The organism is Saccharopolyspora phatthalungensis (genome assembly GCF_014203395.1).
GTDB classification, from domain to species: domain Bacteria; phylum Actinomycetota; class Actinomycetes; order Mycobacteriales; family Pseudonocardiaceae; genus Saccharopolyspora; species Saccharopolyspora phatthalungensis.
Genome location: NZ_JACHIW010000001.1, coordinates 2,318,224 through 2,345,181, shown reverse-complemented (window position 1 = coordinate 2,345,181; position 26,958 = coordinate 2,318,224). Strand labels below are relative to the sequence as shown.

At 69.0% G+C, this 26,958-nt stretch carries 23 protein-coding genes and 3 tRNA genes; 10 read left to right on the top strand and 16 right to left on the bottom strand.

Features of this window, described 5'->3' with window-relative positions:
- Positions 1-28: 28 nt before the first annotated feature.
- The 4 genes from BJ970_RS10520 to BJ970_RS10505 form a co-directional block, all read right to left on the bottom strand.
- Positions 29-2,647, bottom strand: coding sequence for a CHAT domain-containing protein (locus BJ970_RS10520; RefSeq protein ID WP_221467104.1), 2,619 nt, complete (start codon positions 2,645-2,647; stop codon positions 29-31).
- The gene (locus tag BJ970_RS10515; RefSeq protein WP_184726086.1) at positions 2,644-3,120 is read right to left on the bottom strand and encodes a hypothetical protein; all 477 of its coding nucleotides are present in this window, start codon (positions 3,118-3,120) and stop codon (positions 2,644-2,646) included. Before BJ970_RS10515 ends, BJ970_RS10520 begins: the two co-directional genes overlap by 4 nt.
- Positions 3,117-3,704: an RNA polymerase sigma factor gene (locus BJ970_RS10510; RefSeq protein WP_184726085.1), complete on the bottom strand. Its 588-nt coding sequence runs from the start codon at positions 3,702-3,704 to the stop codon at positions 3,117-3,119. Before BJ970_RS10510 ends, BJ970_RS10515 begins: the two co-directional genes overlap by 4 nt.
- Before the next feature lie 738 nt (positions 3,705-4,442).
- A complete protein-coding gene (locus tag BJ970_RS10505) occupies positions 4,443-5,588 on the bottom strand; it encodes a S8 family peptidase (protein ID WP_312864198.1) in 1,146 nt (381 codons plus the stop codon).
- Positions 5,589-5,855: 267 nt separating this feature from the next.
- Between BJ970_RS10505 and BJ970_RS10500 the strand changes: the two genes are divergently transcribed.
- Positions 5,856-6,566 carry a hypothetical protein gene (locus BJ970_RS10500; RefSeq protein ID WP_184726084.1) on the top strand — a complete coding sequence of 237 codons (711 nt, stop codon included), beginning with the start codon at positions 5,856-5,858 and terminating at the stop codon, positions 6,564-6,566.
- A 298-nt stretch (positions 6,567-6,864) separates the two neighbouring features.
- On the opposite strand, the gene yczR is transcribed toward BJ970_RS10500, so the two are convergent.
- Entirely contained in the window at positions 6,865-8,310 is a 1,446-nt protein-coding gene (yczR, locus tag BJ970_RS10495) for a MocR-like transcription factor YczR (protein ID WP_184726083.1), read from the bottom strand.
- 60 nt (positions 8,311-8,370) lie between these two features.
- On the opposite strand from yczR, the gene yczE reads away from it, so the two are divergent.
- Positions 8,371-9,018 carry a membrane protein YczE gene (yczE, locus tag BJ970_RS10490; protein ID WP_184726082.1) on the top strand — a complete coding sequence of 216 codons (648 nt, stop codon included), beginning with the start codon at positions 8,371-8,373 and terminating at the stop codon, positions 9,016-9,018.
- Between the two features lie 435 nt (positions 9,019-9,453).
- Here yczE and BJ970_RS10485 read toward each other — a convergent pair whose 3' ends face one another.
- From BJ970_RS10485 to BJ970_RS10460, 6 genes are all read right to left on the bottom strand, one after another.
- Positions 9,454-10,233: an aminotransferase class IV family protein gene (locus BJ970_RS10485; RefSeq protein WP_184726081.1), complete on the bottom strand. Its 780-nt coding sequence runs from the start codon at positions 10,231-10,233 to the stop codon at positions 9,454-9,456.
- 237 nt (positions 10,234-10,470) lie between these two features.
- Positions 10,471-10,544: transfer RNA gene (locus tag BJ970_RS10480), tRNA-Phe, on the bottom strand.
- 28 nt (positions 10,545-10,572) lie between these two features.
- Positions 10,573-10,649: transfer RNA gene (locus tag BJ970_RS10475), tRNA-Asp, on the bottom strand.
- Between the two features lie 22 nt (positions 10,650-10,671).
- Positions 10,672-10,744 (bottom strand) — tRNA-Glu (locus BJ970_RS10470).
- A gap of 322 nt (positions 10,745-11,066) precedes the next feature.
- Positions 11,067-11,660 (bottom strand): ScbR family autoregulator-binding transcription factor, encoded by a 594-nt coding sequence (locus BJ970_RS10465; protein ID WP_184726080.1) that lies wholly within the window; start codon positions 11,658-11,660, stop codon positions 11,067-11,069.
- Positions 11,661-11,863: 203 nt separating this feature from the next.
- Positions 11,864-12,103, bottom strand: a complete 240-nt coding sequence (locus BJ970_RS10460; RefSeq protein ID WP_184726079.1) for a hypothetical protein — start codon at positions 12,101-12,103, stop codon at positions 11,864-11,866.
- 246 nt (positions 12,104-12,349) lie between these two features.
- On the opposite strand from BJ970_RS10460, the gene BJ970_RS10455 reads away from it, so the two are divergent.
- Both BJ970_RS10455 and BJ970_RS37725 read left to right on the top strand, forming a co-directional pair.
- Entirely contained in the window at positions 12,350-12,571 is a 222-nt protein-coding gene (locus BJ970_RS10455; protein WP_184726078.1) for a heavy-metal-associated domain-containing protein, read from the top strand.
- A 304-nt stretch (positions 12,572-12,875) separates the two neighbouring features.
- Entirely contained in the window at positions 12,876-13,310 is a 435-nt protein-coding gene (locus BJ970_RS37725) for a hypothetical protein (RefSeq protein WP_184726077.1), read from the top strand.
- Between the two features lie 154 nt (positions 13,311-13,464).
- On the opposite strand, the gene BJ970_RS10445 is transcribed toward BJ970_RS37725, so the two are convergent.
- From BJ970_RS10445 to BJ970_RS10435, 3 genes are read right to left on the bottom strand one after another with little or no spacing between them, the layout of a single operon-like run.
- Positions 13,465-14,622, bottom strand: a complete 1,158-nt coding sequence (locus tag BJ970_RS10445) for an acyl-CoA dehydrogenase family protein (RefSeq protein WP_184726076.1) — start codon at positions 14,620-14,622, stop codon at positions 13,465-13,467.
- Between the two features lie 2 nt (positions 14,623-14,624).
- A complete protein-coding gene (locus tag BJ970_RS10440) occupies positions 14,625-16,664 on the bottom strand; it encodes an acetyl-CoA carboxylase biotin carboxylase subunit (protein WP_184726075.1) in 2,040 nt (679 codons plus the stop codon).
- Positions 16,665-16,712: 48 nt separating this feature from the next.
- A complete protein-coding gene (locus BJ970_RS10435; protein ID WP_184726074.1) occupies positions 16,713-18,326 on the bottom strand; it encodes a carboxyl transferase domain-containing protein in 1,614 nt (537 codons plus the stop codon).
- An 87-nt stretch (positions 18,327-18,413) separates the two neighbouring features.
- On the opposite strand from BJ970_RS10435, the gene BJ970_RS10430 reads away from it, so the two are divergent.
- From BJ970_RS10430 to BJ970_RS10405, 6 genes are all read left to right on the top strand, one after another.
- Positions 18,414-18,986: an SACE_7040 family transcriptional regulator gene (locus BJ970_RS10430; protein ID WP_184726073.1), complete on the top strand. Its 573-nt coding sequence runs from the start codon at positions 18,414-18,416 to the stop codon at positions 18,984-18,986.
- Between the two features lie 287 nt (positions 18,987-19,273).
- Positions 19,274-20,977 (top strand): aa3-type cytochrome oxidase subunit I, encoded by a 1,704-nt coding sequence (gene ctaD / locus BJ970_RS10425; protein ID WP_376775017.1) that lies wholly within the window; start codon positions 19,274-19,276, stop codon positions 20,975-20,977.
- 77 nt (positions 20,978-21,054) lie between these two features.
- Positions 21,055-21,522: a MarR family winged helix-turn-helix transcriptional regulator gene (locus BJ970_RS10420; protein ID WP_312864196.1), complete on the top strand. Its 468-nt coding sequence runs from the start codon at positions 21,055-21,057 to the stop codon at positions 21,520-21,522.
- Positions 21,523-21,923: 401 nt separating this feature from the next.
- Positions 21,924-23,132: an MFS transporter gene (locus BJ970_RS10415; protein ID WP_184726071.1), complete on the top strand. Its 1,209-nt coding sequence runs from the start codon at positions 21,924-21,926 to the stop codon at positions 23,130-23,132.
- A 102-nt stretch (positions 23,133-23,234) separates the two neighbouring features.
- Positions 23,235-24,065: an aldo/keto reductase gene (locus BJ970_RS10410; RefSeq protein ID WP_184726070.1), complete on the top strand. Its 831-nt coding sequence runs from the start codon at positions 23,235-23,237 to the stop codon at positions 24,063-24,065.
- A gap of 265 nt (positions 24,066-24,330) precedes the next feature.
- A complete protein-coding gene (locus BJ970_RS10405; protein WP_312864195.1) occupies positions 24,331-25,215 on the top strand; it encodes a hypothetical protein in 885 nt (294 codons plus the stop codon).
- A 42-nt stretch (positions 25,216-25,257) separates the two neighbouring features.
- On the opposite strand, the gene BJ970_RS10400 is transcribed toward BJ970_RS10405, so the two are convergent.
- On the bottom strand, positions 25,258-26,418 hold the full coding sequence (locus tag BJ970_RS10400) for an FAD-dependent oxidoreductase (protein WP_184726068.1): 1,161 nt from the start codon (positions 26,416-26,418) through the stop codon (positions 25,258-25,260).
- Positions 26,419-26,719: 301 nt separating this feature from the next.
- Positions 26,720-26,878 (bottom strand): hypothetical protein, encoded by a 159-nt coding sequence (locus BJ970_RS10395; RefSeq protein WP_312864194.1) that lies wholly within the window; start codon positions 26,876-26,878, stop codon positions 26,720-26,722.
- Positions 26,879-26,958 lie beyond the last annotated feature (80 nt).

The window sequence follows — 26,958 nt, the reverse complement described above, 5'->3', positions numbered from 1 at the left end:
TCTGGCCGCAAGTCGAATGCGGCTGCGGTCATCGATCACCTCCGTATCCCAGGCAGACGAATCCGGATTCGCCGTGTTCGGTTTGGGCCTCGGCCAGCGCGGCGGCCGGTGGGCGGCCCTCGCGGAGCGCCCGGTGCAGCGACACCATCACCCCGGCCGTGCGCTCGTCCGGGACCGGTACCACGCTGGCCACCACCGTTGCGGTGCCGCGACCGAGCAGGGTGGTCGCCAGGCCGCTGAGCTGATCGCCTCGGCTGACCGCCGATCTGCCCACGTCGCAGGCCGACAGCACGACCGTGGTGGGGCCGCGGTGCAGCCTGTCCAGGTCGTAGGCATACAGCGGGCCGTCGACGAGGTCTACGCAGGACAGCAGGGGTTGGTCATCCCGGAAGCGACCGTGCGCGGCGATGTGCACCGTCGCCGCGCCATCCACAGTGGACATCACACGTTCCGACGTGGCGTCCGCACCGATCAGCAGTCGCCCGCCTTCGATCGCATGCAACCCCTGGACCTCCCGCTCCGCGTGTTCCAGGCCGGGGCCGGCGACCCACACGTGGGCACCGGTCCTGTCCGCGGCCCGGGCGTCGGACGCGCCCCGCAACCAGCACCGCAGCGACGGGCTCACGGTCACGCTGCGGCCCCGGCAGGCGGGCAACGCCGCCCACGGCAGCACGTGCAGGCGCCCGGTCGGGATCACGATGAGCGATCGACCGCGTTCGAGCACGGGCAAGACCGGAGCCAACAACTGCGCCTGCAATTCATCGGCCGCGCGACGCGCGGCCATCTCGAATGTGGGCGCCGCGCGTGGCGCCGTGCCCACCGCCTGCCGAGCCAGCAGATGGCGGAGCCGGGCCGCGTGGGTTTCCGCGTTCGCCTCCGGTCCGAGCACATGCAGCCGAACATCTCCGTCCACAATGGATACCGCGAACAGCCGACCGCCGTGGGCGAAGAGGCTGAGCAGCACGGAATCACCGAGTTCGGCGATGACGTCGTCGATGCCGGTCGGCACTTGGAGACCGCTGGTGCGGCCGTCCACCAGCATCGCGCGATGGCGCACCTGCTCCTCCAACGCCGCGATGGTGGCCAGCGCCTGCTTCGGATCATGACTGCACCGAGCCTGCACCACCGCGGCGCGAAGCCGCACCAACGCCGAATTCAGCCCCGGATCCGTCGGTGGCCGCAAGGCCCGGCGGTGCAACGCGCTGCACCTCGACCGCTCGGTCCAGCGCAGCACCAGTCGTGGATCACCGGCGCGCAGTGCGGCGCCGACCGCGGTGTCGCCCAGTTCGCCCGCCAAGCCGAAAGTGTGCACGCGCAATTCGAACGCCGCCATGTCGGCCGCTTGGCTGTCCACGGCCCGCAAACCGCCCCGGCACGCCTCGAACAGTCGGTCCAGATCCCCATCCTGGTCGGCCAGCAATGCCTCGGCCAACCAACTCAGGGCCCGGTGTTGCGCGGACGCGGCAACCTCGTCGCGCAGCGGAATGCACAACGCGAGGAGCTTGCGGGACAACGTGCGCATCCCGGCCTGCGCTGCGCACCGAGCCGCGGTCAGCCGGAGTTCGGCGGCCGGACCGATCCACCCGAACTCTTCGCATGCGGCAGCGGCTCGTCGCGCCGCCCCGAGTGAATAGCGGGAACATTGACCGCCGCGCAACTTCGCCTGCCAGGTGATGGCCGTCGCCAACGCCGCCCAGGCAGGCCGCCGCTGGACGCGGAACAACTGCCGTGCGCCGTCGGCGGCTGCGGCCACGGCCACGTCGCCATCCCGCAATGCGCAACCGGCCAGCGCCAACCTGGTTTCGGCGAGCCGACCGGTCCGGCCGCACGACCTCAGCCGACTCGCCGCGTGCTCCATTGTCGTGCGAGCCTCGCTGGTCAACCCGGCCGCCGCCAGTGCCTCGGCCCGGTCGACCAGTGCCTCGGGATTCGATTTGACATCCAAGCCCGCGTCCACCGCCTCCTCGAACAAGCGCAGCGCACGCGGCAGATCACCGGCTCGGAACGCGACGCAACCGCGGTTGTGCCGGCACGCCGCCGCGCGCGCATTCCGGCCATCCGAGGCGAAACCCTCTTCTGCGGCAGCCAGATCGGCCTCCGCGGCGGCCAACCTGTTGGTGTACAGGTTCGCCAGACCACGCCCCAGCAAGGCGTTCGCGATCCAGCGGCGGTCGCCGTCCGCCGACAGACTCCGCAACGCCCGGCTCAGCTCCGCTCTCGCCTCGCGATGCTGATCGCCCTGGCAGTGCAAGAGCCCGCGCAAGCAAGCGGCCCGGGCCACGTCCGCCGCAGGCAATTGCGGCTCCGCCGCCACCAGGTGCGCCCAGCTCGCGCTGGTCGCGCCACGCTCGAGCTCGATCCACGCGAGCGTGAGCAGCAGCTGCGCAGCCCGCTGCGGCTGCCCGGTGCGCCTCGCCGCAGCCAGCCCCAGCCGGGCATGCCGCCGCGCCAGCCCGACCCGGCCTCGCTCCACCGCCGCAAGCGCCGCGATGTGCCTGGCCAGCACCCGCAATTCGGCGTCACCGGTATCCGACAGCATTTCCTCGGCCTTGCGCAGGGCGGTCTCCGGAGCCGCGTCGGCGTTGTCCCGCCACCACAACGCCGCAGTGATCGCATCCGGCGGTGCCACCGCCGTCCCGGCGCTCAACAGACCAGCCAATCCGCGACGGCGGGCGCCGACCGAACGGGCCGGAACACCACGCTGAGCGGACCGCGCGGCACATCAGCCACCCGGAACGCGCCGTGTTCGTCCAGGCAACCCACGCATTCCCCGGCCGTGTGGCGGAGCACGACCTCGCCGGTGGGCGTGGCCTGCCCAGCGCGGTTCAGCACTATCCCGGACGCCCGGTACTGGCCGCCCACGGTCGGGATCAAGTCGATTTCCAGCACCCGGCCCGGCATCGCGAACGTCAGCACCCGCGGCTCCGGTCGCCCGGACGACCGCACCCTGGCGGGCGAATCCGCGGAGTCGCCGACGAGCTTCAAGACAACCGGGTCCTGGTGCGGCGATCGCCGCACCAGTGCCCCGTACGCGCCCACCACGGCGTGCTCCGGAATCGGATCGCAGGACTGGAACAGTTCACGCAACCGCTGAAGTTCGGCCGGCCACCACTCGTTCATCCCGCAACCTCCTCCGGCATCTCGGCCGCGAGCATGCGTCGCCGCAGTTCCGCCAAGCAACGGCTCTTCTTCGGCCCGATGGTGCCCCGCGGCACCCCCAATGCCTGGCTGACCTGGGAATAAGTCGTCTCCGGCGCGACCGCCAGCACCCGCAGCAACTGCTGGCACCGCTGCGGCAACTGGGCGAACGACTGTGCCAACCGCGAATTCGTCATCGCCTGCAACACCTTGTGCTCCGGATCCGCGCCGTGATCCGGCGGCCCGAGATCGCCGGTGTCCAGCCCGATCGGCGATTCCCGTTGCCGCGCCCGGCGCAACCGCATCGACTCCCGCCGCGCGGTGGTGACCAGCCACCCGGACAACGACTCCGGTTCCCGCAGCCGTCCCAGGTTTTCCGCCAGCAACAACCAAGTCGCCTGGTAGATATCCTCGGCGTCCGCAGTGTTCGAGGTGAACGCCCGCGACACGCCCCAGACCACCGACGCATTGCGGTCCACCAGTTCCTGCCACGCCTGCTGATCACCGGACGCCGCGCGACGCAGCAGCACCGCAGACGTCCCCCCGGCGTTCCCGACCTCATGCACGACCAAGCACCTCTCCCGTTCCTGATCTTCGGTCTCCCGGGTAATAAGAGGAACGAGAGGTGCTTCCAGATTCACTTCAGGCCGATTACCGCTCGAACGGGTACACCGGCAAGTAAGATCACTTACCTCATTCGGCTTACCCGCCAGCTGGAACTCGTTCGCGACCGCCGCGCCCGCTCCGAGGACTGGCGGCACCAGTAGGCATAGTCGACGCAAGGCGCGCCCGCGACAAATGCGTCGTGTAGGCGACTCAGACATCGACCACAATGGACACAACGAGCGCCCGCCCGGAGACCGTTCACGACAGGCGCATCGGCGCGAAGGACGCGTCTATCCCTGGCAAACTGCACCGACAGCGGGTAATCGTTGAGCTGGGCTCTCGCAGGTGTTCGCGCGACCAGGCCGTCGGATGATCGGTTCGCTGCAACGGCCAGTTCCGCGTGACATCACCCTGTCGGCAGGCGCGAATCCAAGATCACCTGCGGAGACTGATTCCAGGAGGTGATCACATGGCCGCGTGCGCGATGTGCGGCGCGACAGCCGACGGCGACGGAGACCTGTGCGAAAGTTGCAGTCAGGCGGCCGACCCCGGCGACTAGATTCCGGACAGTCGGCGCAGGTGGGCGTTCAGGGTTGCTACCCCGTCCCAGGCGCGGTGTAGAAACGACCTGCCCCGTCGCGTCCCGATCGATCGAGACGCCGGGCCAATAGCCGTGCGGGTACTCCAGATACCCGCGCTTACAGATGCGCTTCGAACCGATTACCCTCGAACGGGTAATCCCGGCATGCAAGATCGCGTGCCTCATCGGGATCGTGTCCCTGCTGCAACGCGTTCGCGACGGCCGCAGCCACCTGCGGCGCGGCAAAAGACGTTCCGCTCCAACGCGCATAACCGAACCGGCGGCGTCCGCCCGGGGCCATCCGCACGAAGCTGCTCGTCACGTCGACCCCGAGCGCGGCAGCATCGACCCAAGGCCCGGAGTTCGAGAACTCGGCGATCGCGCCGTCGGCCCCGGTCGCCGCCACCGCTACCACCGACGGCAGCGCAGCAGGCCAGAATGGCCTGGTCAGCGCGTGGTTCCCGGCCGCGGCAACGACTACGGTGTCCACCCAGTCGCGCAGTTCGTCGCGAAGAATCGGCGGGCACTCGTCGTCCGCTGTGTGACACCCGGCAGTCAACACGACGACACCTAGGGTTTCGCCGCGTGCCGCGACCGAGCGGCGTAGTGCCCGCAGCCCGGCAACAACGGTGTAGTCATCGGTGAAGCCGAGCGAAGAAAGAACCCGATGCGGCCGGATCATCGCCCCCGGTGCGTTTTGCAGCACCACGCCGCTGACGAAGGTGCCATGGCCTGCCTGGCGGTCCTGACCGGCGTCATCGTCCGCGTCCAGTTCTTCCGGCACCGCTTCGAACCAGGGCCGATCGCGGAACCAGGGATGCGGGTCGCACCCGGTGTCCAGCACACCCACCACAACCGACGGCTCCCATTGCGACACCGGCGGTTCCGGAAGCACCGGCGCGGCCAGCGCGTCCGCCCCGGTCCCGAACATCACCGGCGTGCCGTACATGACTGGGCTTCCGAAATGTACGTGGTTGACGCCAACGCCGGCGTCCCGGGCGAGATCCACACACCGGTCTCGCTCCGCGCCCCGCAACCGAACCCTGGCCAGCAGGAGCTCTTCATCGTGCTGCACTTCGTCGACCCACCGACGGTATCGGTCCAGAACGGGTTCGAGGGCGCTCGCCGACGCGATGAGCTCGCCGCGACGCACCAGGCATTCGCCGCGCCCACCGGGATCGTGCAGCAGTAGATCATGCCCATAGGAAGCCCAGGCCTGCTGGAGATCGCCGACGCTGAACCGGATTTCAGGTTCCTGATCCACAGCGGACACTGTGCGCCGACACCTGGTCCGTCCACAGCGGACACGCCGTCGTCGACCGCTCGGCTCACCCGTCCGACGCCATCGTGTGTCTTTCGCAGTCGCCCGATTGCGTGGAGAATGCGGGGGCGATCGCCGGGCTCTTCGCGGTTGGTGTCCCGAAACAGCTACCGCAGGTGGTTGAATGCCCCTACGGCGCCGGTCATCCCGGCGCATCCGACGCCGATGCCGCGCCCTGCGCGCGGACCCGACCGACAGGCGGTGGTAACCGTGACGGGAACCTGCGCACAGCGCAGTCCCTGGTCGCGGCTAGGCGTGCTCGCCGCGCGCGCAGCGTTCGTCGGCGGCGTGTGCATCGGCGGGGGACTCGGTGCGGTTGCCGTCGCCTCCGCCACCGAGTTGCCCGAGATCGACCGACCCCTGGTCGAGGTTCGGCAACCGATCATGGACCTTTCCGCGGGGCCGGAACCCGCGCGAACCGAACCAGAGCTGCCGGAACCAGAGCGGCCCGACATCGAGCGGCCCAGCATCGAGAACCCGGTGCCGCCGATCAACGAAACCGATCAGCCCGCCGTCGTCGAAGAAAACGGCAGCGCCCCGCTGCTGCCGTCACTGGCCCCGCCACCGGCTCAGCAACCCTTCGCGGTGCCGCCGGCCGCCGACCGGGCCGAGCCACTGCCGGAGCAGCCCTGGATACCCGACACGACCGCCCGGATCATCCCCAAGCCGCGCGCCCCGGATGCGTCCGCGCCGTGCCACATCGCGCCGCTGACCGACCCGGAGCCGCAACCGCAGGCTCCTTGCGCACCTGGCACATCGTTGTCAGCGGCCAGCGCCTGTGTCAGCGGGCTGCGGGGCCTGCCGGTGATCCTGTCGGCCGGCCCGAGCCCGTCCGATCCGGCGATCACCCGCCTCGCCCACCCTGAAACGCGGCCGACGACCGGCATCTTGTACCTCGAACCATCGATGTCGCCCGACTGACGCTGCGCCGAGCCGCTTGAGCGGCAACCCTGGTGACAACGTCCGCTACCCAGAGCTCCGAGCCGGCCGTCTGCGCCCGGCCGGGTCGGAATCGGGGCGCCTTGGCCCACACCCCGGCAATGTCGGTGACCTGCCGGAACGTCGAGGACTGGGCCCCCAAGCCCCGGTGCCGCAATGCCCCTGCGGCACCGGGGTGGCGCCCGCGGTCGAACCGCCCGTCGGCACGACGAGGGGCCGTGCCGACGGGCGGTCGGCTGTCCGCCCGCGCAACCACGTGGAGCGCGCCCGGAAGTGCTGTTCAGACGATCGGTGCCGTCAGGATGTTGGGGCTAGGTCCGTCACGCACCGACGCCGTCGCTGCGGCGAGGCGACGGATCGCCGCCGCCAGCTGGTCGGCCGGCAACGTGTAGGGGACTCGCATCCAGCGTTCCAGCGACCCGTACACCGAGAAGCGCGCGCCCGGCGCTAACCGCACCCCGTGCTGCTCGGCGGCCACCGAGACCCGGCTGCTGACCGGCGCGCCAATGTCGCACCACAGGGCCAGGCCACCGTCCGGTACGCGGTAGCGCCAGTGCGGCAGGTGCTCGCGCAAGGCCGCGACGAGGCTTTCGCGACGCTCGATCGACTCGGTCCGCCGCCGCTCCAGCACCTGGTCGGCGTCCTGAAGCAACTCGGCCAGCACGAGCTGTTCCAAGATCGGACTGCCGAGGTCCACCGCGGCGCGTCCGATCACCATGCGTTGCACGAAGTCCTCGGATGCGCGGATCCAGCCGAGCCGGAGGCCGCCCCAGAAGGACTTGCTGGCCGACCCGACGAGGATCGCCCGATCGGTGAACGCGGCCATCGGTGGCGGCGGTTCGTCGTTCGTGAGGTCGATCTCGGCGAGCGTTTCATCGATGACCGCAGACGTGCAGGTGCGGGCCAATGCCCGGGCGAGCTGGGCCCGGCCGGCGGCATCCAGCCGGATGCCGGTCGGGTTGTGGAAGTCCGGGATCAGGTAGGCCAGCCGCGGCGACGTCTGCCGCAGATTCGCGGCGAGCAGCTCCAGGTCCCAGCCGTCCTCGATCATGGGCACCGCCACCGGGGTCACATTGAGCCCGCGGATCGCCTCCAACGCGTTTGGATAAGTCGGGTGCTCGACGAGCACGCGCTCGCCCGGCGACACCAGCATCCGCAGCACGAGGGCGAAGGCATGCTGCGCCCCGTTGGTGATCAGGATCTGCCCCGGCCCGGTCGGCAGCCCGCGCTTCGTGTAGCGCTCGGCGATCCGCTCGCGCAACACCGGTAGGCCGTGCGGTTGGTAGCCGTGACCGGACAGCTGTTCGGGGAACCGCAATCGCGCCCGATCTACCGCCGCGCCCAGTTCCGGCGGCGCGCTGGGCGTGGCCTGTGCGAGGTTCAGCACCTCGGAGTCCGCGGTGGGAAACCACCCGCCGTGGGATTCGTTGTCGCGCTCCCCGTCGGGCAGTTTCACCCACGACCCGGCACCCCGCCGGCTGGCCACGAAACCGTCCTCGCGAAGCCGGTCCAGCGTCCGCGCGACCAGGGTCCGGCTGACCCCGAGAGCGCCGGCGAGCTCGCGTTCCGCCGGGAGTCGCGTACCCGGTGGCAGCCGGCCGTCCAGTACCAGCTGACGCACCGCTGCGGCCAGCAGCTGGGAGGACGGGCGCGCCGTGCCGCTCCAACAACCGAGCAGCTCGACGAGCTTGCGACCGCGGACGTGCGCGGACGGAGTGAACACCATGAGTCCAATATAGTCTGATTGGATCTTGATTCGAATTCCAATCGTCTCTAGGAAGACAGTATGGCATCAACTTCTGCTTGTGTGGACCTCTCCCCGCTCCCCATCCGGACCCGTCCGCTGTCCAGGTTCGGTCAACTCCTCGGCGGCCTCGCTCTCTACGGCGCAAGCATGGGGTTCCTGGTGCGGGCCCAGCTGGGCCTCGACCCCTGGGACGTCCTGCACCAGGGGTTGGCCCAACGGTTGGGCTGGAGCTTCGGCGCGATCACCGCGCTGACCGGCGCCGCGGTCCTGCTCGCTTGGCTCCCGCTACGGCAGCGGCCGGGCATCGGCACCGTCGCCAACGTGATCGTCATCGCGGTCGCGGTGGACACTACGCTGGCCCTGACACCACCGGTCGACGCCCTGCCGGGGCAAATCGCGCTGATGGTCGCCGCCATCGTGCTCAACGGAATCGCGACCGCGGTGTACGTCGGCGCGCGACTGGGACCGGGCCCGAGGGACGGGCTGATGACCGGCCTGCACGCTCGTACCGGCTGGTCCGTGCGGGTGGTGCGCACCGCGATCGAGGTCTGCGTACTCACCACGGGCTGGCTGCTCGGCGGCACCGTAGGGGTCGGGACCGTGCTCTATGCGCTGGCGATTGGGCCGCTGACCCAGTTCTTCCTGCGGTTCGCGGCGGTCCGGGAGAAAAAAGATCTCTGCCCCTAGAGACATCTCGGATACCACGAAGTAGCATGGACGCCGTCCACCTGACCCCCAGGGGTGGACCTTGACGCCCCCGCACTCCCGGTAACCCCCAGGCCGGTTGAGCGCGGGGGCGTCCCTACTTCGAAAGCCCGGCCCTCAGGTCGACGCCGGGTGGCCTTGCCCTGGCACACCGCGTGCGGGTCCGCCATTGACGCCGTCCGCGAGCGGCCTGCGGTCAGATCGCGGCGATCGTGGCGGGTGCGCGTTCGGCACGGCTCAGCGCGCGGAGCACGGCCAGCCGGAAGAGCAACCGGGCATGGCTGGGCCGTGCCCGTGCGGGCCGAGGAGGCGGTTGTGATGCCGACCGCGATTCGCTCGGGCCTCGATCTTCGACCCACCGCTTGCCGCTCCCCGGTACGGAAGGCCGTCGGGAACCCGGTTGGCGAGGGGCCGCACCTACACGCTTTCGGCCGGAATGTCGGCATAAATCGCACGAAGCTCTTCGAATGCCTTGTGATCGTTGGGCCACTTTGCGCCGTCGACCGCCACGACAGACCGGACTCCCGTCGCCGCGTTGGTCGCGAACACCGCTTCCATGCCGGCCAGATTCGCGAGCGTGACCGGCTCCGTGCTGACGGGCTCGTCAAGCGCCTGGTGCAGGAGTGCCATCGTGATTCCTGCCAGGTATTCAGACTTGGGCCAGATTATTCTTCCGTCCCGGACGAAGCCGATGTTCGATGTGGCGAGCTCGGAGATCGTCCCGTCCGGGTTCAGGAAGACAACATCGTCGAATCCCTCGCGCTGGGCCGCACGGCGCCGTTTGAGGGCCCCGAACAACCCGATGTGCTTCACCTCGGGATCGTCGCGCCGGTACGGGATGGCCCGCAGACGCAATGGCGAGGGGACTCCTCGCGCCGCCGAGCGTGCGGTGACCAGAACGTGCGGATTGGCATCCGAGCCGATGGTGCCCAGGTCCAGTGCCGGGTCATAGATGGTCACCCGGACAACCGTCGGTTGCCCCTCGTCTGCCAATGCCTGCCGGATGTAGTGCCGCACGCGGTCGGCGTCGAGATCTACGTCGAACAGCCGACGGCAATCGCGGACCAACCGTTGCAGATGGAGAGATAAGCCCCGTACGCGACCTTCCTCGACCAGCATCGTGGTGAAGTGCCCGTAGTTGATCAGCGCCAGATCCTTGATCTGGCTGATGTCGGGAGGAGTGCCGTTCAGCTGCATGGCGCCCAGCCTGACACCTGACAGGCCATTCCCGAACGAACGGCATCAACGAACGGCATCGAAGTTCAGCGCTGGTTCCGTTGGTCGACGGCCACCATGAAGCAGCGGTGCATGCACGTGACCGACCGCATCCGGCGGGAGATCGGCGACCGGCTGAGCGTCTGCTGCCGGGAGACGGACGGAAGCCGAGAAAGCCCCTGCCAGCTCGGCAGGGGCTTTCTTCGCAGCTCTTGAGCGTGGCCAGGGGCGGGGTCGAACCGCCGACCTTCCGCTTTTCAGGCGGACGCTCGTACCAACTGAGCTACCTGGCCGATAGCGTCGGCGCAATGCCGTTCGCCTTGGCGACCCAGACGGGACTCGAACCCGCGACCTCCGCCGTGACAGGGCGGCGCGCTAACCAACTGCGCCACTGGGCCATGCTTCATCTTCAGTTGTCCGTACCCCCAACGGGATTCGAACCCGCGCTACCGCCTTGAAAGGGCGGCGTCCTAGGCCGCTAGACGATGGGGGCTTGGCCGATTCGAAACCGACCCGGCCTTGCCTCCAACCGGCTTTCCCTTTTCAGAGCGCCCCGTTGGCAGTGATGAAAGCTTACGACACGCCCTCACGGCCCCCAAAACGGGGGGTCCCCTAGGTCGTACGACACCGCCACGCGCCGGCGTTCCGGGGCGTGCCCGCCGCCCATCCTAGCCACATGACCTGCCATTTTCATAGATCTTGAAGCATGCTCACCCGCCCCGGCAACCGGGCGTCCGGAGACCTTCCAGGCAAGCCTCGGGCGCAAAACAGCCGCAAATCAGACATCGAGCGATTATGTGATCCGCGCCTCAAGATCATCCGGTCGGCTCGGCGTCGGCGCCCCAGCCTTCCCCGGCGACCCCGGCCAGCACCACGCGCCAGACCTCCGCGAAGCGGTCCGCCAGCCCCACCGGATCGTCGCCGACCGCGTGCGCGCCCACTAACGCCGCGTAGAGGACCCGCGCCGCTTCGGCGGGATCGACACCGGGGCGCAACTGCCCCGCCTCGGCGGCCTTGCGCACCAGTTCGTCGAACACTTCGTCCCAGCCGTCCCCGGATTCCGCGCCGATCCGTTGGCAGGCCAGCAGCAACCCGGATCGCAGGACGACATCGCGCTCCACCCTGCGGGCGGCCTCGCCGGTCAGCCCGACCAGCGTCGACAGCGGGTCGAGGCCGCGGCCGAACCACTGCTTCCGCATCTCGGCCAGGTTCCGCAGGTATTGCCGGGCGAGCGCCTCGGCGACCGCCTCCTTGTCCGCGAAGTGGAAATAGAAGGCACCCTTGGTGATGCCGCAGCGCCGCAGGATGGAACTCAGCGTGGCGGCGTCGTAGCCGATCACGTCGAATTCCTCCGCCGCGCCGACCAGGATGGCGCGGCGGGTGAGTTTGGCCCGATGCTGCTGAGGCATGGCGCGGCTCCGGCACGACGCAGTCGTCCGTGATCCGCTCGCCCGAGCGAAGCAGTCCACGAACGGATGATCAACTATGCCACCGGAAGTTACCGCGCATCCGGCCATCTTGCCCAGCGGGCCCGAGTCGACCCCGACAAGCCGCTGTCATCCGGCGAACGCCAGCGGGGCACACTGCCGCGACGACACTGGGAAGCGACCGGTCAGCGGGTGACCGGCGGCTGTCCGTCCTCGTCGGGGGCCAATCCCAACATGTCCAGCAGTAGTTTGCAGTCTTCGGCGTCCTCCGCGCTGCGGGCGACCGCCATCCTGGCCCGGTGCACCTGCTCCGACGAGATCCGCGAGGGCTCACCGGCACGCGGCGCGGGCACCGCGGACGACTGCCGCGACTGCCCGTCTTCCTGCTGCCACAAGAACTTCCGTACGTCGAGCGACCCGTACATGACGCCTCCCCGGCCTCGGGTTCCGGCCGCAGGTTATCCACAGGTTGTCAACACCCGCAGCCCCCCAGAGAGTGATTTGCCTTCGACACAGAGTAATCGCTCAACGGCAATCGCTCCACTTCGGAAATCCCGCTGGTCACATCCCACGGAACCACCCCCGCCGCGATCATCCACATTGGACGTTCGGCACAGTTGCAGCGAAGCCCGCATCCGGTCGTGGCAGAAACCCGCCAGAAGGGAACTCGCATGAGCAGTCAGACGTTCACCGTCAGTGGCATGACCTGTGGCCACTGCGCCAAGTCGGTCACCGAGGAGCTGTCCGGCCTTCCGGGGGTCACCGATGTGCAGGTCGCGGTGGAAAGCGGCCAGGTATCGGTGATCAGCGACCGGGAGTTGGGCCGGGACGCGGTGAGCGCGGCGATCACCGAGGCCGGTTACACCATCTCGCAGTGGCCGGGCGCGAACTGAGCCCTTCCGGCAGTTGCGCTAGGCCGCCGACCGGGCCCCCGCCGATGTCCCCAGCCCCACGAATCGTGCGGCGAAAGCTCCCCAAAGCAGGCTGCGACATGCCACAATCGGGGCGCTGACACACCCCCGGTCAGCACCTGTGGAGATCCCCTCCGACCCCCGCGTTCCTCCCCCTGGCGCGGGGGTCCTCCGCTTTCGGCACCCGCCTCGTAGGCGCCGGCTCGGGCCCGATTCCATGTCCCAAAGTGCAGTGATAGGTCTCACGGTCACTCGCGCGTCGCAACCTAACCGTTATCGTGTGCCGGTGGCTCTAGGACGAACGAAGCCCGCTCGACGGCAGCAGAAGGCCGCCGAGCCGGCTGAACGGGATCATGAGCTTGACTCGTACCTCGCTGCGCTGGCCCCGGAGGAGAACGTCGAAACCACCGGGTCCGGACGCCGCTTCGGCGGTTCTCAGGTGTACCAGCTGCGGCTGCCCCTGATGGCCAACGAACGCCTCCGGGAGCTCGCGTTCAAGCAGGGCACATCGCCCGCGGCGCTGGCTCGGGACTGGGTGATGCAGCACCTGGCGGAAGCGGAAGCGGACCCGGGTTCCGGGCAGGCTCCGGCGTGGCCCGGCCAGGACACGCAGCAGGACCTCCGGGCGGCGTCCGAGCCGCTCGGCGCACCGACCGGATTCCCCACCGACGTCGAGCAGACCGAGGAGATCACCGTGCCGCACGAGCGGTTCCGGCACTAATCCCCGAACCCGAGCAAAACCCCGACCGATGACTTCCGGCCGGCGGAGGCCACCCCCGACGCCTTCGCCGGCCGCCGCAATCTCAGCTCTTCCGGACGCGGGCGGCCGGGCGCCCCCACCCGCCGTTGCGCGAAACGCTCCCGGGAACCGGCGCTCAGGCCGGTAAACCGAGTTCCCGGGCGATCAGCATGCGCTGCACTTCGCTGGTTCCTTCGCCGATCTCCAGGATCTTGGCGTCCCGGTAGAACCGGCCGACCGGGGTTTCGTTCATGAACCCGTAGCCGCCGAAGATCTGGGTGGCGTCGCGGGCGTTGTCCATCGCCGCGTTCGAAGAGACGAGCTTGGCGATCGCGGCTTGCTTCTTGTACGGCTCGCCGCGCTGCATCCGCGACGCCGCGTCGTAGTAGGCCAGCCGCGCGGTGTGCGCCCGCAGCTCCATGTCGGCGATCTTGAACTGCATGGCCTGGTACTCGCCGATCTTGTGGCCGAAAGCTTCGCGTTCGCCCAGGTAGCGCAGGCACTCGTCGACGCACCCCTGCGCCAGTCCGACGCCCACCGCGGCGATCGCGACCCGGCCCTCGGTGAGCGTCGCGAGGAACTGGGCGTAGCCGCGACCCCGCTCGCCGAGCAGGTTCGCGGCGGGCACCCGGCAGTCATCGAAGGACAGCGCGTGGGTGTCGGAGGCGTTCCAGCCGACCTTCGAGTACTTCTTCGCGACGGTGAGCCCGGGGGTTCCGGCGGGCACGATGATCGTGGAGATCTCCTTGCCGCCATTCGGCTTCTGCCCGGTGACGGCGGTGACCGTAATCAAACCGGTGAGGTCCGTGCCGGAGTTGGTGATGAACGCCTTCGAGCCGTTGATCACCCACTCGGCTCCGTCCAGCACCGCCGTGGTGCGGGTGGCTCCCGCGTCGGAGCCGCCGCCGGGTTCGGTGAGGCCGAACGCGCCAAGGATCTCGCCGGCCGCCAAGCGGGGCAGCCAGGTGCGCCGCTGCGCATCCGAGCCGAACCGGAAGATCGGCATCACGCCGAGCGAAACCCCGGCCTCCAGGGTGATCGCGACCGACGAGTCGACCCGTGCGAGCTCCTCCAGGGCCAAGCACAGCGCGAAGTAGTCACCGCCCATTCCGCCGTGCTCCTCGGGGACCGGCAGCCCGAACAGACCCATCTGGCCCATCGCCCGCACCAGCGGGTACGGGAATTCTTCGCGCTCGTAGTAGTCACCGATGACCGGAGCGACTTCCTTGCGGGCGAAGGTCTGCACGCTTTCGCGCAGGGCTTCGTGCTCTTCGCTGAGCCGGTGGTCCACCATTGCTAGGCCTCCTCTTGAGCGGCAAGGACAGCCAGCGGCTGGTCGAGGCCGACCGACTGCCCCTTCCTGGCGTGCACCTCGGCGACAACGCCGTCGATCGGCGCGGTGACGGTGTGCTCCATCTTCATCGCCTCGACGACGAACAATCGTTGTCCGCGGTGAACTGCTCGGCCGGGCGCGACGTCCGCGACCAGCACCGTGCCGGGCATCGGGCTGGTCACCACGCCATCCGACCGGCCACTGCTGGCGCCCCGATCGGCGAGCAGCCGGTGTTCGGCGAGCGCCCAGGTCTGGCCGTCGGCGGCGAGCCAGGTGGTTCCGTCGACGTGCGCGTAGCGGTAACGGCGGGTGCGGCCCTGGTAGGTGGTGGTCAGCGTGTCGCCGTCCGCTTCGACCGAGGCCCGGTGGACCGCGGCTACCGGTGTGCCTCCGGGCTCAGTCGCAATTGAAACCGCGGCGTCTCGGGGCCGGCCTTGGAGGCAAACGCGCACCTCACCGCCCGTTGCGGCGAAGCGCCAGGTGCTCCAGGCCGGTTCGCCCAGGCGCCAGCCGTCGGGGACGTCCCACGGGTCGATGACCGGACCGGTCGGCTCGCCGGCGAGCAGCCGCTCCAGGGCCGCTGCGACGTAGACGTCGTCCGGGGTCGTGGCGCTTTCGGCGATGAGGGAGTCCAACTCGCGCTCGACGAGCCCGGTGTCCAAGCGTCCGGCCAGCACGTCCTCGTGGCGCACCAGCGCGCGCAGGAAAGCGATGTTGGTGTGCAGGCCCAGGACCGCGGTGTCGGCGAGTGCTGCGTCCAGGCGGCGCAGGGCATCGGCTCGGCTCGGCGCCCACGCGATGACCTTGGCCAGCATCGGGTCGTAGTCCGATCCCACGCGCCCGCCCGCGCGCACCCCGGAATCGACCCGCACACCCGGGCCGGACGGCTCGTGCACGGCCAGGACGTCCCCGCCGGTCGGGAGGAGGTTGCGGGTCGGGTCCTCGGCGTAGACCCGGGCCTCCACGGCGTGGCCGTCGATCGACAGGTCCTGCTGCGCCCACGGCAACGGCTCGCCCGCGGCGACCCGGACCTGCTGTTCGACGAGGTCGACGCCGCGTTCCCCGCCGGCCGAAGTGACCAGCTCGGTGACCGGGTGCTCGACCTGCAGCCGGGTGTTCATCTCCATGAAGAAGAACTCGTCGGGACGGTCGGCGGAGACGATGAACTCGACGGTGCCCGCGCCGACGTAGCCGACCGAGCGCGCCGCGTCGACCGCGGCGGCCCCGATTCCGGCCCTGGTCGCGGTGTCCAGCAGCGGCGACGGCGCCTCTTCGATGATCTTCTGGTGCCGCCGCTGCAAGCTGCACTCGCGCTCGCCGAGGTGCACCACGTTGCCGTGCGCATCGGCCAGCACCTGTACTTCGATGTGCCGCGGCCGGGTGACGAAGCGCTCGACGAACAGCGTGTCGTCGCCGAAAGCCGACCTCGCCTCCCGGCGCGCGGAGGCGATCTGGTCGTCCAGGCAGGACTCGTCGTGGATCAGCCGCATGCCCTTGCCGCCGCCGCCCGCGGAGGGCTTGAGCAGCACCGGGAATCCGATCTCGATCGCGGCCGCGTGCAGGTCGGCGTCGGTCATGTCGGGCTCGCCGCGGCCGGGCACCACCGGTACACCGGCCGCGGACACCGTCTGCTTGGCGCGGATCTTGTCGCCCATCGACTCGATCGCGCCGGCCGGCGGGCCGATGAACGCGATGCCCGCCTGCGCGCACGCCTCGGCGAAGCCCGCATTCTCGGCGAGGAACCCGTAGCCGGGGTGGATCGCCTGGGCACCGGTGCTGCGCGCGGCGTCCAGGATGCGCTTGCCGTCCAGGTAGCTCTCGCTCGCCGGGCTCGGTCCGATGTGGATCGCCGTATCGGCCTCGACCACATGCCGCGCGTTGCGGTCGGCGTCGCTGAACACCGCGACGGAGCGGATCCCCAGCCGCCGCAGCGTCCGGATCACCCGCACCGCGATCTCGCCCCGGTTCGCCACCAGCACCGTGTCGAAGTGCTGCATCGTCATCCCTTCACCTCGCCGGAGGTTGTCGATTTCGCGCGAAATCGGCGCACATCACATCCGGAAAACGCCGTAGGAGATCGGTTCCAGCGGCGCGTTGGCGGCCGCCGAGATGGCCAGACCGAGGACCGTTCGGGTCTGCTTCGGGTCGATGACGCCGTCGTCCCATAGCCGGGCTGTCGCGTAGTACGGGTGGCCCTGGTGCTCGTACTGGTCCCGGATCGGCTGCTTGAACGCCTCCTCGTCCTCGACCGGCCAGTGCTCGCCGCGGGCGTCGAGCTGGTCGCGGCGAACCGTAGCCAGCACCGAGGCCGCCTGCTCGCCGCCCATTACCGAGATCCGCGCGTTCGGCCACATCCACAGAAACCGCGGCGAGTACGCGCGGCCGCACATCGAGTAGTTGCCCGCCCCGAACGAACCGCCGATGACGACGGTGAACTTGGGGACTCGGGCGCAGGCCACGGCGGTGACCATCTTCGCGCCGTGCTTGGCGATGCCGCCCGCCTCGTACTCCTTGCCGACCATGAAGCCGGAGATGTTCTGCAGGAACACCAGCGGGATGGAGCGCTTGTCGCACAGCTCGATGAAGTGCGCGCCCTTGAGCGCCGACTCACTGAACAGGATCCCGTTGTTGGCGATGATGCCGACCGGGTGCCCGTGAATCCGGGCGAAGCCGGTCACCAGCGTCTGGCCGTAGTCGTGCTTGAACTCGGCGAATCGGCTGCCATCGACGATCCGCGCGATCACCTCGCGCACGTCGTACGGGGTCCGGCTGTCGGTCGGTACCGCGCCGTAGAGCTCGTCGGGGTCGACCGCCGGGGCCTCGACCGGCGCGACGTCCCACGGCCGGGGTTCGCGGGGGCCAAGCGTGCTGACGATGGAGCGGACGATGCGCAGCGCGTCGGCGTCGTCGACGGCCAGGTGGTCGGTGACGCCCGAGGTGCGTGAGTGCAGTTCGCCGCCGCCCAGCTCCTCGGCGCTCACCTCGGCGCCGGTCGCGGCCTTCACCAGCGGCGGACCGCCCAGGAAGATGGTGCCCTGGTCGCGGACGATCACCGCCTCGTCGCTCATCGCCGGGACGTACGCACCACCCGCGGTGCACGACCCCAGCACCGCGGCGATTTGCGGGATGCCGCGCGCCGACATCGTCGCCTGGTTGTAGAAGATCCGGCCGAAGTGCTCGCGGTCCGGGAACACCTCGTCCTGCCGGGGCAGGAACGCGCCCCCGGAATCCACCAGGTACAGGCACGGCAAGTTGTTGTGCAGTGCGACTTCCTGCGCGCGCAGGTGCTTCTTGACCGTGATCGGATAGTAGGTGCCGCCCTTGACGGTGGCGTCGTTGGCCACGACTACGCATTCCCGCCCGGACACCCGGCCGATGCCGGTGATGATGCCCGCCGACGGCGCCTCGTCGTCGTACAGGCCGTGGGCCGCCAGCGGGGAAAGCTCCAGGAACGGCGAGCCGCGGTCGAGCAGTGCGTCGACCCGGTCGCGCGGCAGCAGCTTGCCGCGTTCGACGTGCCGGATCCGGGCCTTCTCCGGCCCGCCCAGCCGGGCGCGGCCGAGCTGGGTGTTGAGGTCGTCGACGAGTCTGGCGTGCTGCTCGGTGTGGCGGGCGAAGTCCGCCGAGTCCGGGTCCACGGCCGTGCGCAGGAGGGGCGCATCCATGCGGGCACACCTTCCAACCGAAGTTAGTCATCGTTAACAGAACCGATGTTAACGATGACTAACGGGTTTCGTCTAGTATCGACGTCGATGCCCACCGAAGCCGCCAAACCGTCCCGTCGCGAGCAGATCCTCGCCGCCGCGGCGGAGAAGTTCGCGCGGTTCGGCTTCCACGGCGTCGGCATCGACGACATCGGCGCCGCCGTGGGCATCTCCGGGCCCGCCCTGTACCGGCATTTCCGCAGCAAGGACGCGATGCTGGCGGAGCTGCTCACCGGGGTCAGCGACCGCCTGCTGCTCGGCGGGCAGGACCGGGTGGGGGCCGCCGCGGACCCGCGTGACGCGCTGGACCGGCTGGTGCGCTGGCAGGTCGAGTTCGCGCTGTCCAACCCGGCGCTGATCACCGTGCAGATGCGCGACCTGGACAGTCTCACCGACACCGACCGGCACAAGGTGCGTGAACTGCAACGCAGCTACGTCGAGGTCTGGGTGGACGTGCTGTGCCGGATCCGGCCGGACCTGGCGCGCGCGACCGCCCGCGCCGCCGCGCATGCGGTGTTCGGCCTGATCAACTCGACGCCCTACAGCGCCCATCTCGACGCCGACGACATGTCCCACCTGCTGCGCGAGATGGCCCTCGGCGCCATCGAACACGCGGCCTGAGCCGTCCTCGCGCCATCAGCGAGGTCTCGAACGGATCCGCGATGCGGACTGCACCGAAGCCGAGCACGCAGCCGCGACGCTGGGCGACCATCGCGACGCGCGGCGGATCGGCCGGCCGAGCGCCCGCTGCCGGGTGACCAGCACCGTCAGCCCCGCCGCGTCTCAGGACTGGCCGAGCGGCGACCGGCGCCGCCTGGAGTCGGCCGATTGCGGGCGGTGGGAGGTGGGTAAAGACTGGACGGGCTACGGCCGGGCAAGGTGCCACCGCAACGGTGCAGGAGGCGGGCATGGCCACAGCGAGAATCGAACCCACGGAGATTCCGACGCGGGCCCGCTTCATGCGACGGCCACTCAAGGGCAAGCGTCTGGTGCCGTGGCTGCACACCACGGATCCCAAGGAAATCGGGATCCTCTACCTGATCGCGTCGTTCTCCTTCTTCCTCGTGGGCGGCGTGATGGCGATGCTGATCCGCGGCGAACTCGCGGCGCCCGGCCTGCAGTTCCTATCGCAGGAGCAGTACAACCAGCTGTTCACCATGCACGGCACGATCATGCTGCTGTTGTTCGCTACGCCGATCATATTCGGTTTCGCCAACATCGTGCTGCCACTGCAGATCGGGGCGCCGGACGTGGCGTTCCCGCGGCTGAACGCGCTGTCCTTCTGGCTTTTCCTGTTCGGCGGGCTGATCGTGCTGAGCGGGTTCGTGCAGCCCGAGGGAGCGGCCGACTTCGGCTGGACCGCGTACACGCCGCTGTCCCGCGGGCTATTCAGCGCGGGCCCGGGCGGCGACCTGTGGGCGGCCGGGCTGATCCTCAGCGGCCTGGGCACGATCCTCGGCGCGGTCAACATGATCACCACGCTGGTGTGCCTGCGGTGTCCCGGCATGACGATGTGGCGGATGCCGATCTTCTGCTGGAACATCCTGGCCACCAGCCTGCTGGTGCTGATGGCGTTCCCGATCCTGGCCGCGGCGCTGTTCGGGCTGCTGATCGACCGGCACCTCGGCGGACACGTGTTCGACCCGGCCAACGGCGGGGCCATCCTCTACCAGCACCTGTTCTGGTTCTTCGGTCACCCGGAGGTCTACATCGTGGCCTTGCCGTTCTTCGGCATAGTCACCGAGATCCTCCCGGTGTTCAGCCGGAAACCGCTGTTCGGCTACACCGGTCTGGTGTTCGCCACGCTGATGATCATGTGGCTGTCGGTGCTCGTGTGGGCGCACCACATGTTCGCCACCGGCGCGGTACTGCTGCCGTTCTTCTCGTTCGCCACGTTCCTGATCGCGGTGCCGACCGGGATCAAGTTCTTCAACTGGATCGGCACCATGTGGCGCGGCCAGCTGACCTTCGAGTCGCCGATGCTGTTCGCGGTGGGGTTCATGGTGACGTTCCTGCTGGGTGGGCTGACCGGCGTCCTGCTCGCCGCGCCGCCGCTGGACTTCCACATCACCGACACCTACTTCGTGGTCGCGCACTTCCACTACGTGCTGTTCGGCACGATCGTGTTCGCGGTGTTCGCCGGGATGTACTTCTGGTTCCCGAAGATGACCGGCCGGATGCTGGACGAACGGCTGGGCAAGCTGCACTTCTGGTTGACCTTCGTCGGTTTCCACATGACGTTCCTGGTGCAGCACTGGCTGGGGGCCGAGGGGATGCCGCGGCGCTACGCCGACTACCTCCCGTCCGACGGCTTCACCACGCTGAACGTCGTGTCGACCATTGGCGCATTCGTGCTGGGCGCTTCAATGCTGCCGTTCCTGTACAACGTGTTCACCAGCTACCGCTTCGGCACGGTGGTCACCGTGGATGACCCGTGGGGACACGGGAACTCGCTGGAGTGGGCCACGTCCTGCCCGCCACCGCGGCACAACTTCACCGCGCTGCCGCGCATCCGGTCAATCCGGCCAGCGTTCGAGCTGCACTACCCACACATGATCGAGCGGATGGACATCGAGGCCCACGCGAGCCTGCGCCGTGCCGAGAACTCGTGATCACCGGATCCACCCGGTAGGCGGCTTAGCGCATATCACTCAATATGAAAATTATTCACAGTTGGTATGGTATTCGGGTGGCAGCAGAGATCCCCCGCCCCGGTGTCGCGTTCCTGCTCACCCAGCTGGGCACGCACGCCGCGATGGAGTTCGGCGGCCGCGTCGGCGCGCTCGACCTGACCCCGCCCCAGGTGGGCATGCTGCGGATGATCGCCGCACGGCCCGGGCTGAGCCAGCAAGCGTTGGCCGGGGCCCTCGGGATGCTGCCGAGCAAGGTCGTCTCGTTCGTCGACGACCTGGAGGATCGGGGCCTGGTCACCCGCACCCGCAGCACCCGCGACCGCCGGGTGCACGAACTGACCCTCACCCCCCAGGGCACCGAACTGCTCGGCAAGGTCCGCGCCATCACGGCCACCCACGAAGCCGACTTCTGCCAGGCCCTCGACCCCGACGACTACGCGCGGCTGCACACCCTCCTGGAGCGCCTGGCCGAAAGCCACGGCCTGACCCCGGGCGTTCACCCGGGCTACCGCACCATCCGCTGACCCGGCAGCCCGCCAGGATCAGTCGAAGCCGACGATCAGCAGAGAGCAACCGGCGGCCCACGTTGTGTTGCGTGACGTTTCCGCATCCTTCACATTTGCCAGAGTGCACAGTGGAACCGCGGCGCGGGTGTGCAGGGTGCACCCACGAAGTCCACTATGGACACTGAGTTTTCCTTGCCGCCTCGGCCGAACGGTCGACAGCGACGTGGCGCGCTTCATAATCGTTTCAGGAACACCGACGCGCTGGGCTAGTGTTGAGGAGCCTGGGAGCGCCACCGACAGCCGACTTCCTGAATCGTTTCCTCGAACACCGGAATGTGACGCGCGCCGCCGCGCGCCCGGACGGCGAGGAAAACGACAACCCGAACCAATCCGGCACGTTTGATTCAGGGGAGACTTCCTTGCCCATTGCCCTGTTGGCCCTGGCCATCGCCGCATTCGGGATTGGAACGACCGAGTTCGTGATGATGGGCCTGCTGCCCGATGTCGCCACCGACCTGCACGTGTCGATCCCCGACGCCGGTGGCTACATCTCGTTGTACGCCCTCGGCGTGGTGATCGGCGCGCCGCTGCTGACCATGCTCGGCATGCGCACCCGGCGCAAGACCATGCTGCTCAGCATGCTGGTGCTGTTCACCGTGGGGAACCTGTGCTCGGCGTTCGCGCCGACGCACGGTCTGCTGCTCTGCGCCCGATTCCTCGCCGGCCTGCCGCACGGCGTGTTCTTCGGCGTCGGCGCCGTGGTCGCCGCGGGCCTGGTCGCCGCCGACAAGCGGGCCCAGGCCATCTCGATGATGTTCATCGGCCTGACCGTGGCCAACATCGTCGGCGTGCCGGTCGGCACCATGCTCGGCCAAATGCTCGGCTGGCGCTGGGCGTTCGGCCTGGTCGCCGTGATAGGCGTCATCGCGCTGGCCGCCGTCGCGGCACTGGTGCCCAACCAGCCCAGGCCCACCGACGTCAGCGTGCGCGGCGAGCTGCGCGCGTTCCGCCGCCCGCAGGTCTGGCTGGCCTTCGCGGTCGTGGTGTTCGGCTTCGCCGCAACCTTCTCCTTCTACAGCTACATCAAACCGGTGCTGACCGATGTGACCGGCTACACCCCGACCGCGGTCACCCTGCTGCTGGCGCTGTTCGGCGTCGGGATGACTGTTGGCACCGCGGTGGGCGGGCGACTGGCCGACCGAGCCCCGATGAAGACGCTGTACGTCTTCCTCGGCGCGCTGGCGGCCAGCCTGGCGCTTTTCGTGGCCACCTCACACAGCATGGTGCTGGCGCCGATCACCGTGTTCCTGATCGGCGCGACCGGCTTCGCGGCGATCCCCAGCATCCAGGCGCGGATTCTGGACCAGGCCAAGGAGGCCCCTGCGCTGGGTTCGGCGAGCATCCAGTCGACCTTCAACATCGCCAACTCGCTGGGCGCCTATCTCGGCGGCCTGGTGATCGCGGCCGGGTTCGGGCTGACCGCACCGAGCTGGGTCGGTGCCCTGCTGGCGGTGGTCGGCTTGGGCTTCGCGCTGGCCTCCGGCTGGCTGGACCGCCGGCGGCAGCGGTCGGAGATCCTCGTTTCGCACCGCGCAGCGCAGCCGACCGAGGCGGCTGAGATCGGCTAGCCCAGGCCGAGCGCAGCGAATACGGTGGCTGCGGAGCGGGCACCCGTCCGCGACCCGGCACTCGCGGACACCAATCCGACATCGGCGGAGGAAAACACCCACATGACACAGGTTCCGAACATCCCGCTGAACACCGGCGCATCGATGCCGCAGCTCGGTTACGGCGTCTTCCAGGTCCCGAACGGCGAGGTGGTCGACCCGGTGCTGGCAGCGCTGGAAGCCGGGTACCGCAGCATCGACACCGCCGCGGCGTACGGCAACGAGGAGGGCGTGGGCAAGGCCATCGCCGAGTCCGGCATTCCGCGTGCGGAACTGTTCATCACGACCAAGCTCTGGAACGACGACCAGGGCTACGACCGCACACTCAGGGCCTTCGACGAGAGCCTCGCCAGGCTTGGGCTCGACTATCTCGACCTCTACCTGATCCACTGGCCAGTGCCTACCCGGGACAAGTATGTGGAGACCTGGAGGGCGTTCGAGGAGCTGCACGCCGACGGCCGCGCCAAGGCCATCGGCGTGTCCAACTTCAAGATCCCGCACCTGCGCCGGTTGTTCGAGGAGACCGACGTGGTCCCCGCGGTCAACCAGGTCGAGCTGCACCCGAACCTGACGCAGCCGGACCTGCGGGCTTTCCACTCCGAGCACGGCATCGTGACCGAGCCGTGGAGCCCGTTGGGACGCAACAGCGGGCTGCTCAGCGACGCCGCGCTGTCCGCGCTGGCGGAAAAGTACGGCAAGTCGGCCGCGCAGGTCGTGCTGCGCTGGCACATTCAGCTCGGCAGCGTGACGATCCCGAAGTCGGCGACGCCGTCGCGGATCAGGGAGAACATCGACATCTTCGACTTCGAGCTGGCCGACGACGACATGGCGGCGATCAGCGCCCTGGAGACCGGCCAGCGCATCGGCCCCGACCCGGAAACCTTTACCGGCTGACCCACGGCCACAGCCCGCCTCGCCGATCTCTCGGTGGGGCGGGCTTTTTCGTGTCCGGACACGCAATTACCGACTGTTGTCAGACATGAGACGCGGGTGATCGAAAGCGGATTCTCGCTTGTCAATTCGCGCATTGTTGGCGTTCAAAGGGACAGGACCATATTGACGGAGCCGATCTTGGATCTTTAGATCTACGCCGAGTTTCGACAAGATGTCTGACAACCAGCAGGTGATTTCTGACATGAAACCGCCGTGGAGGAACCCCGTGCGCACAACGCTCGTCGGCACCACATCCCTGTTGCTCGCGCTGGTGCTGCCGAGCACGGCGCCGGCCGCCGCTCCCGGGCCGAACGACTGGCAGCTCGTCGGGGAAGGGATCACCTCGGGCATCAGCGGGATCGCCGTGGCGGACTGCGAACGGGGCCCGGCGGACGCGATCATCGTGCGGGACAACAAGAAACCCGGCGAGAACCGGGCGGCCAGGGTCTCGCTGCGGCACGGCCGCGTCACCCACGTGCAGCCGTTGAACTGGAACGGCGATTTCCCCGTCGACCTGGAGGCGATCGACTCGATTCCCAGCTCGCCGGGGGAATTCGTCGCGCTGGCGAGCAGCGGCCGGGCGTTTCACATCCAGGCGGAGCGTCACGCCGTGACCGTGCTGGGCGCCGTCTCGCTGCCGCACGGTGCCGACGGCGACAATTACGAGGGCTTCGCGCTGGCGTCGATCGCCGGGCGGCTGGTCGCGGTCTGGGCCGACCGCGGTCAGGACGACCGGCCCGCGACGGTGTACGCGGCCGAGTTCGACGCGCAGCACCTGCGCTTCGGCACGCCGCAGTCGCAGCCGTTCCGAGCGCCCTTCCCGACCGCGCACGTTCGGCACGCATCCGATCTCAAGGTGTTCGGGGACGGGCGGATCGTGGTGTCATCGGCCTCCGACCCGGGCGACGACGGACCGTTCGAATCCGCGATCTACGTCGCCGGAACCGTGCGGTTGGACGGGGATGCGCTGCGGTTGACCACCGAGCGGGCCCCGAAGAAGCTCGCCGAATTCCCGAGCCACAAGGTCGAAGCGCTCACCGCCTACGACCACGGCCTCTTGCTGGGCACTGACGACGAGAACGCCGGCGGCTCGCTCCGATTCGGGTCATGACGACGCAACCGGGCTGAAACCCGGCTCATCGCCCGGAATCGCTCAGGCGATCTGGACCCGGGGCTGGCGGGCGAGGCTGCGCAGGACGTTGCTGCCGGAGCGCAGCGAGGCCACCTGGCTGCGGGTCGCCAGCCACTTCGGGAACTTCGCCAGGCGTTGCAACGGGGTGCTGCGTTGCGCCGAGGTCAGTGCCGCGGTGCGGGAAACCTTCAGCGCGCGGGGCCGCCTCTCCTGTTCGTACGCCCGCAACAGCCCCTCCGGGCTTCCCTCCACATTGGACAGGAATTGGGTGAGCAACCAGGCGTCCTCCAACGTCTGGTTGGCCGCCTGCGCCACGGCGGGCGGCATCGCGTGCACCGCGTCGCCCAGCAGCGTGCTGCGCGGGCCGCCCCACACCTGCGGCACCTTGTGCCGGATGTGCGGGAAGAATCCGAGATCGTCGTCGGTGACCGAGGCCAGTAGGTCCTCGACCGGCTCGGGCCAGCCGCGGAAGACCTGTCGCAGCTCGGCGACCGACAACACCGGGTCGCCGTCCTTCCAGGGCACGTCGAACCACCAGTGCAACAGCCCGTCGCCGGTCGGGATCAGCCCGCAGTGCGCGTTGCGGCCGGCGATGTTGAGCGTCATGTGCCCGTGCGCGATGGGCAGTTCGCTGCTGGTCAGGCCCTGCCAGCTGGCCCAGCCGGTGGGCCGCGCCGGGTCGCCGCCCAGCACCTCGCGGCGCACCACCGAACGCTGCCCGTCGGCCCCGATCACCACGTCGCCGGTGACCGAGCTGCCATCGGCGAACTCGACGACGACGTGGTCCGGATGCTCGATGACGCCGGTGCAACGGCGGCCGAAATGCAGCACACCCGGGGGCAGGGCCGCGGCCATTTCCGCGATCAGCCTGCGGCGGGGGATCTGGACCGTCGGCGATCCCAGGCGCTCGGTGACCTCGCCGAGGTCGGCCTCCCAGAGCAGCCTGCCGGTTTCGGTGACCGAGCGGAGGCTGTGCAGCGGGCGGCCGGCGGCTTCGATGTCGACACCGAGTTCACGCAGCGCGGCGGTGCCGTTACTCCACACCGTGATGCCGGCACCCGTGGTGCGCAGGGCCTCCGCGTGCTCGAAGACCTGCACCTGATGGCCCTTATCGATCAACCCATTGGCGATGGCGAGTCCCCCCACTCCGGCCCCGATCACGAGAACCCGCATCGTCTCCATCCGTCATCCCCGACGCCGATTTTCCACGGTGATTTTATCCACTCGACCGGATGTACCGAATTGTCCTTCGTCACACGCGGTGAACAGCCGGCGATCAGGGCAAACCGAACGATTACCCACACGGTGGAGGCTTGCTCGCATTCGCAAATTAGGGCGCGATCATGGGCCCGCGTGTCGCACCCTAATTCCGCGCAGACCACATCGGCAGCCTGCTGCGCGACCAATGCCTGCGCCGAGGGGTGGGGGATCCGGGGGTTGAGCGATTTCAATGGAAATCACACAGCCCCCGGCACGGGTCCGCTCAGGCGGCTTCCAGGAATCTTCCGGCGACCAGGCCAGCCTCGTCAGCCCCGTCGAACCGCACCCAGAGGACGGGACCGTCGAAGACCTCAGGGAGACCGGTGGCGGTCTCCACCACCGTGCCGAACTGATCACGGAACCGGCCGAACGTGGCACGCACCCGCGCACCTGGTTCAAACGGGCTCGATGACTGCTCCATGAGGGGGGACGTTACGTGTCCGCGGGCCACAACGGAAATCG

Bases quoted from the DNA above. Each gene is read 5' to 3' on its own strand.
- BJ970_RS10460 (WP_184726079.1), bottom strand. From the start codon at position 12,103: ATGTACGGGTCGCTCGACGTACGGAAGTTCTTGTGGCAGCAGGAAGAC.
- yczE (WP_184726082.1), top strand. From the start codon at position 8,371: ATGGCATCAACTTCTGCTTGTGTGGACCTCTCCCCGCTCCCCATCCGG.
- BJ970_RS10485 (WP_184726081.1), bottom strand. From the start codon at position 10,233: ATGCAGCTGAACGGCACTCCTCCCGACATCAGCCAGATCAAGGATCTG.
- BJ970_RS10430 (WP_184726073.1), top strand. From the start codon at position 18,414: ATGCCCACCGAAGCCGCCAAACCGTCCCGTCGCGAGCAGATCCTCGCC.
- BJ970_RS10435 (WP_184726074.1), bottom strand. From the start codon at position 18,326: ATGGATGCGCCCCTCCTGCGCACGGCCGTGGACCCGGACTCGGCGGAC.
- BJ970_RS10455 (WP_184726078.1), top strand. From the start codon at position 12,350: ATGAGCAGTCAGACGTTCACCGTCAGTGGCATGACCTGTGGCCACTGC.
- ctaD (WP_376775017.1), top strand. From the start codon at position 19,274: ATGGCCACAGCGAGAATCGAACCCACGGAGATTCCGACGCGGGCCCGC.
- BJ970_RS10465 (WP_184726080.1), bottom strand. From the start codon at position 11,660: ATGCCTCAGCAGCATCGGGCCAAACTCACCCGCCGCGCCATCCTGGTC.
- BJ970_RS10445 (WP_184726076.1), bottom strand. From the start codon at position 14,622: ATGGTGGACCACCGGCTCAGCGAAGAGCACGAAGCCCTGCGCGAAAGC.
- BJ970_RS10400 (WP_184726068.1), bottom strand. From the start codon at position 26,418: ATGGAGACGATGCGGGTTCTCGTGATCGGGGCCGGAGTGGGGGGACTC.
- BJ970_RS10410 (WP_184726070.1), top strand. From the start codon at position 23,235: ATGACACAGGTTCCGAACATCCCGCTGAACACCGGCGCATCGATGCCG.
- BJ970_RS10440 (WP_184726075.1), bottom strand. From the start codon at position 16,664: ATGACGATGCAGCACTTCGACACGGTGCTGGTGGCGAACCGGGGCGAG.
- BJ970_RS10515 (WP_184726086.1), bottom strand. From the start codon at position 3,120: ATGAACGAGTGGTGGCCGGCCGAACTTCAGCGGTTGCGTGAACTGTTC.
- yczR (WP_184726083.1), bottom strand. From the start codon at position 8,310: ATGGTGTTCACTCCGTCCGCGCACGTCCGCGGTCGCAAGCTCGTCGAG.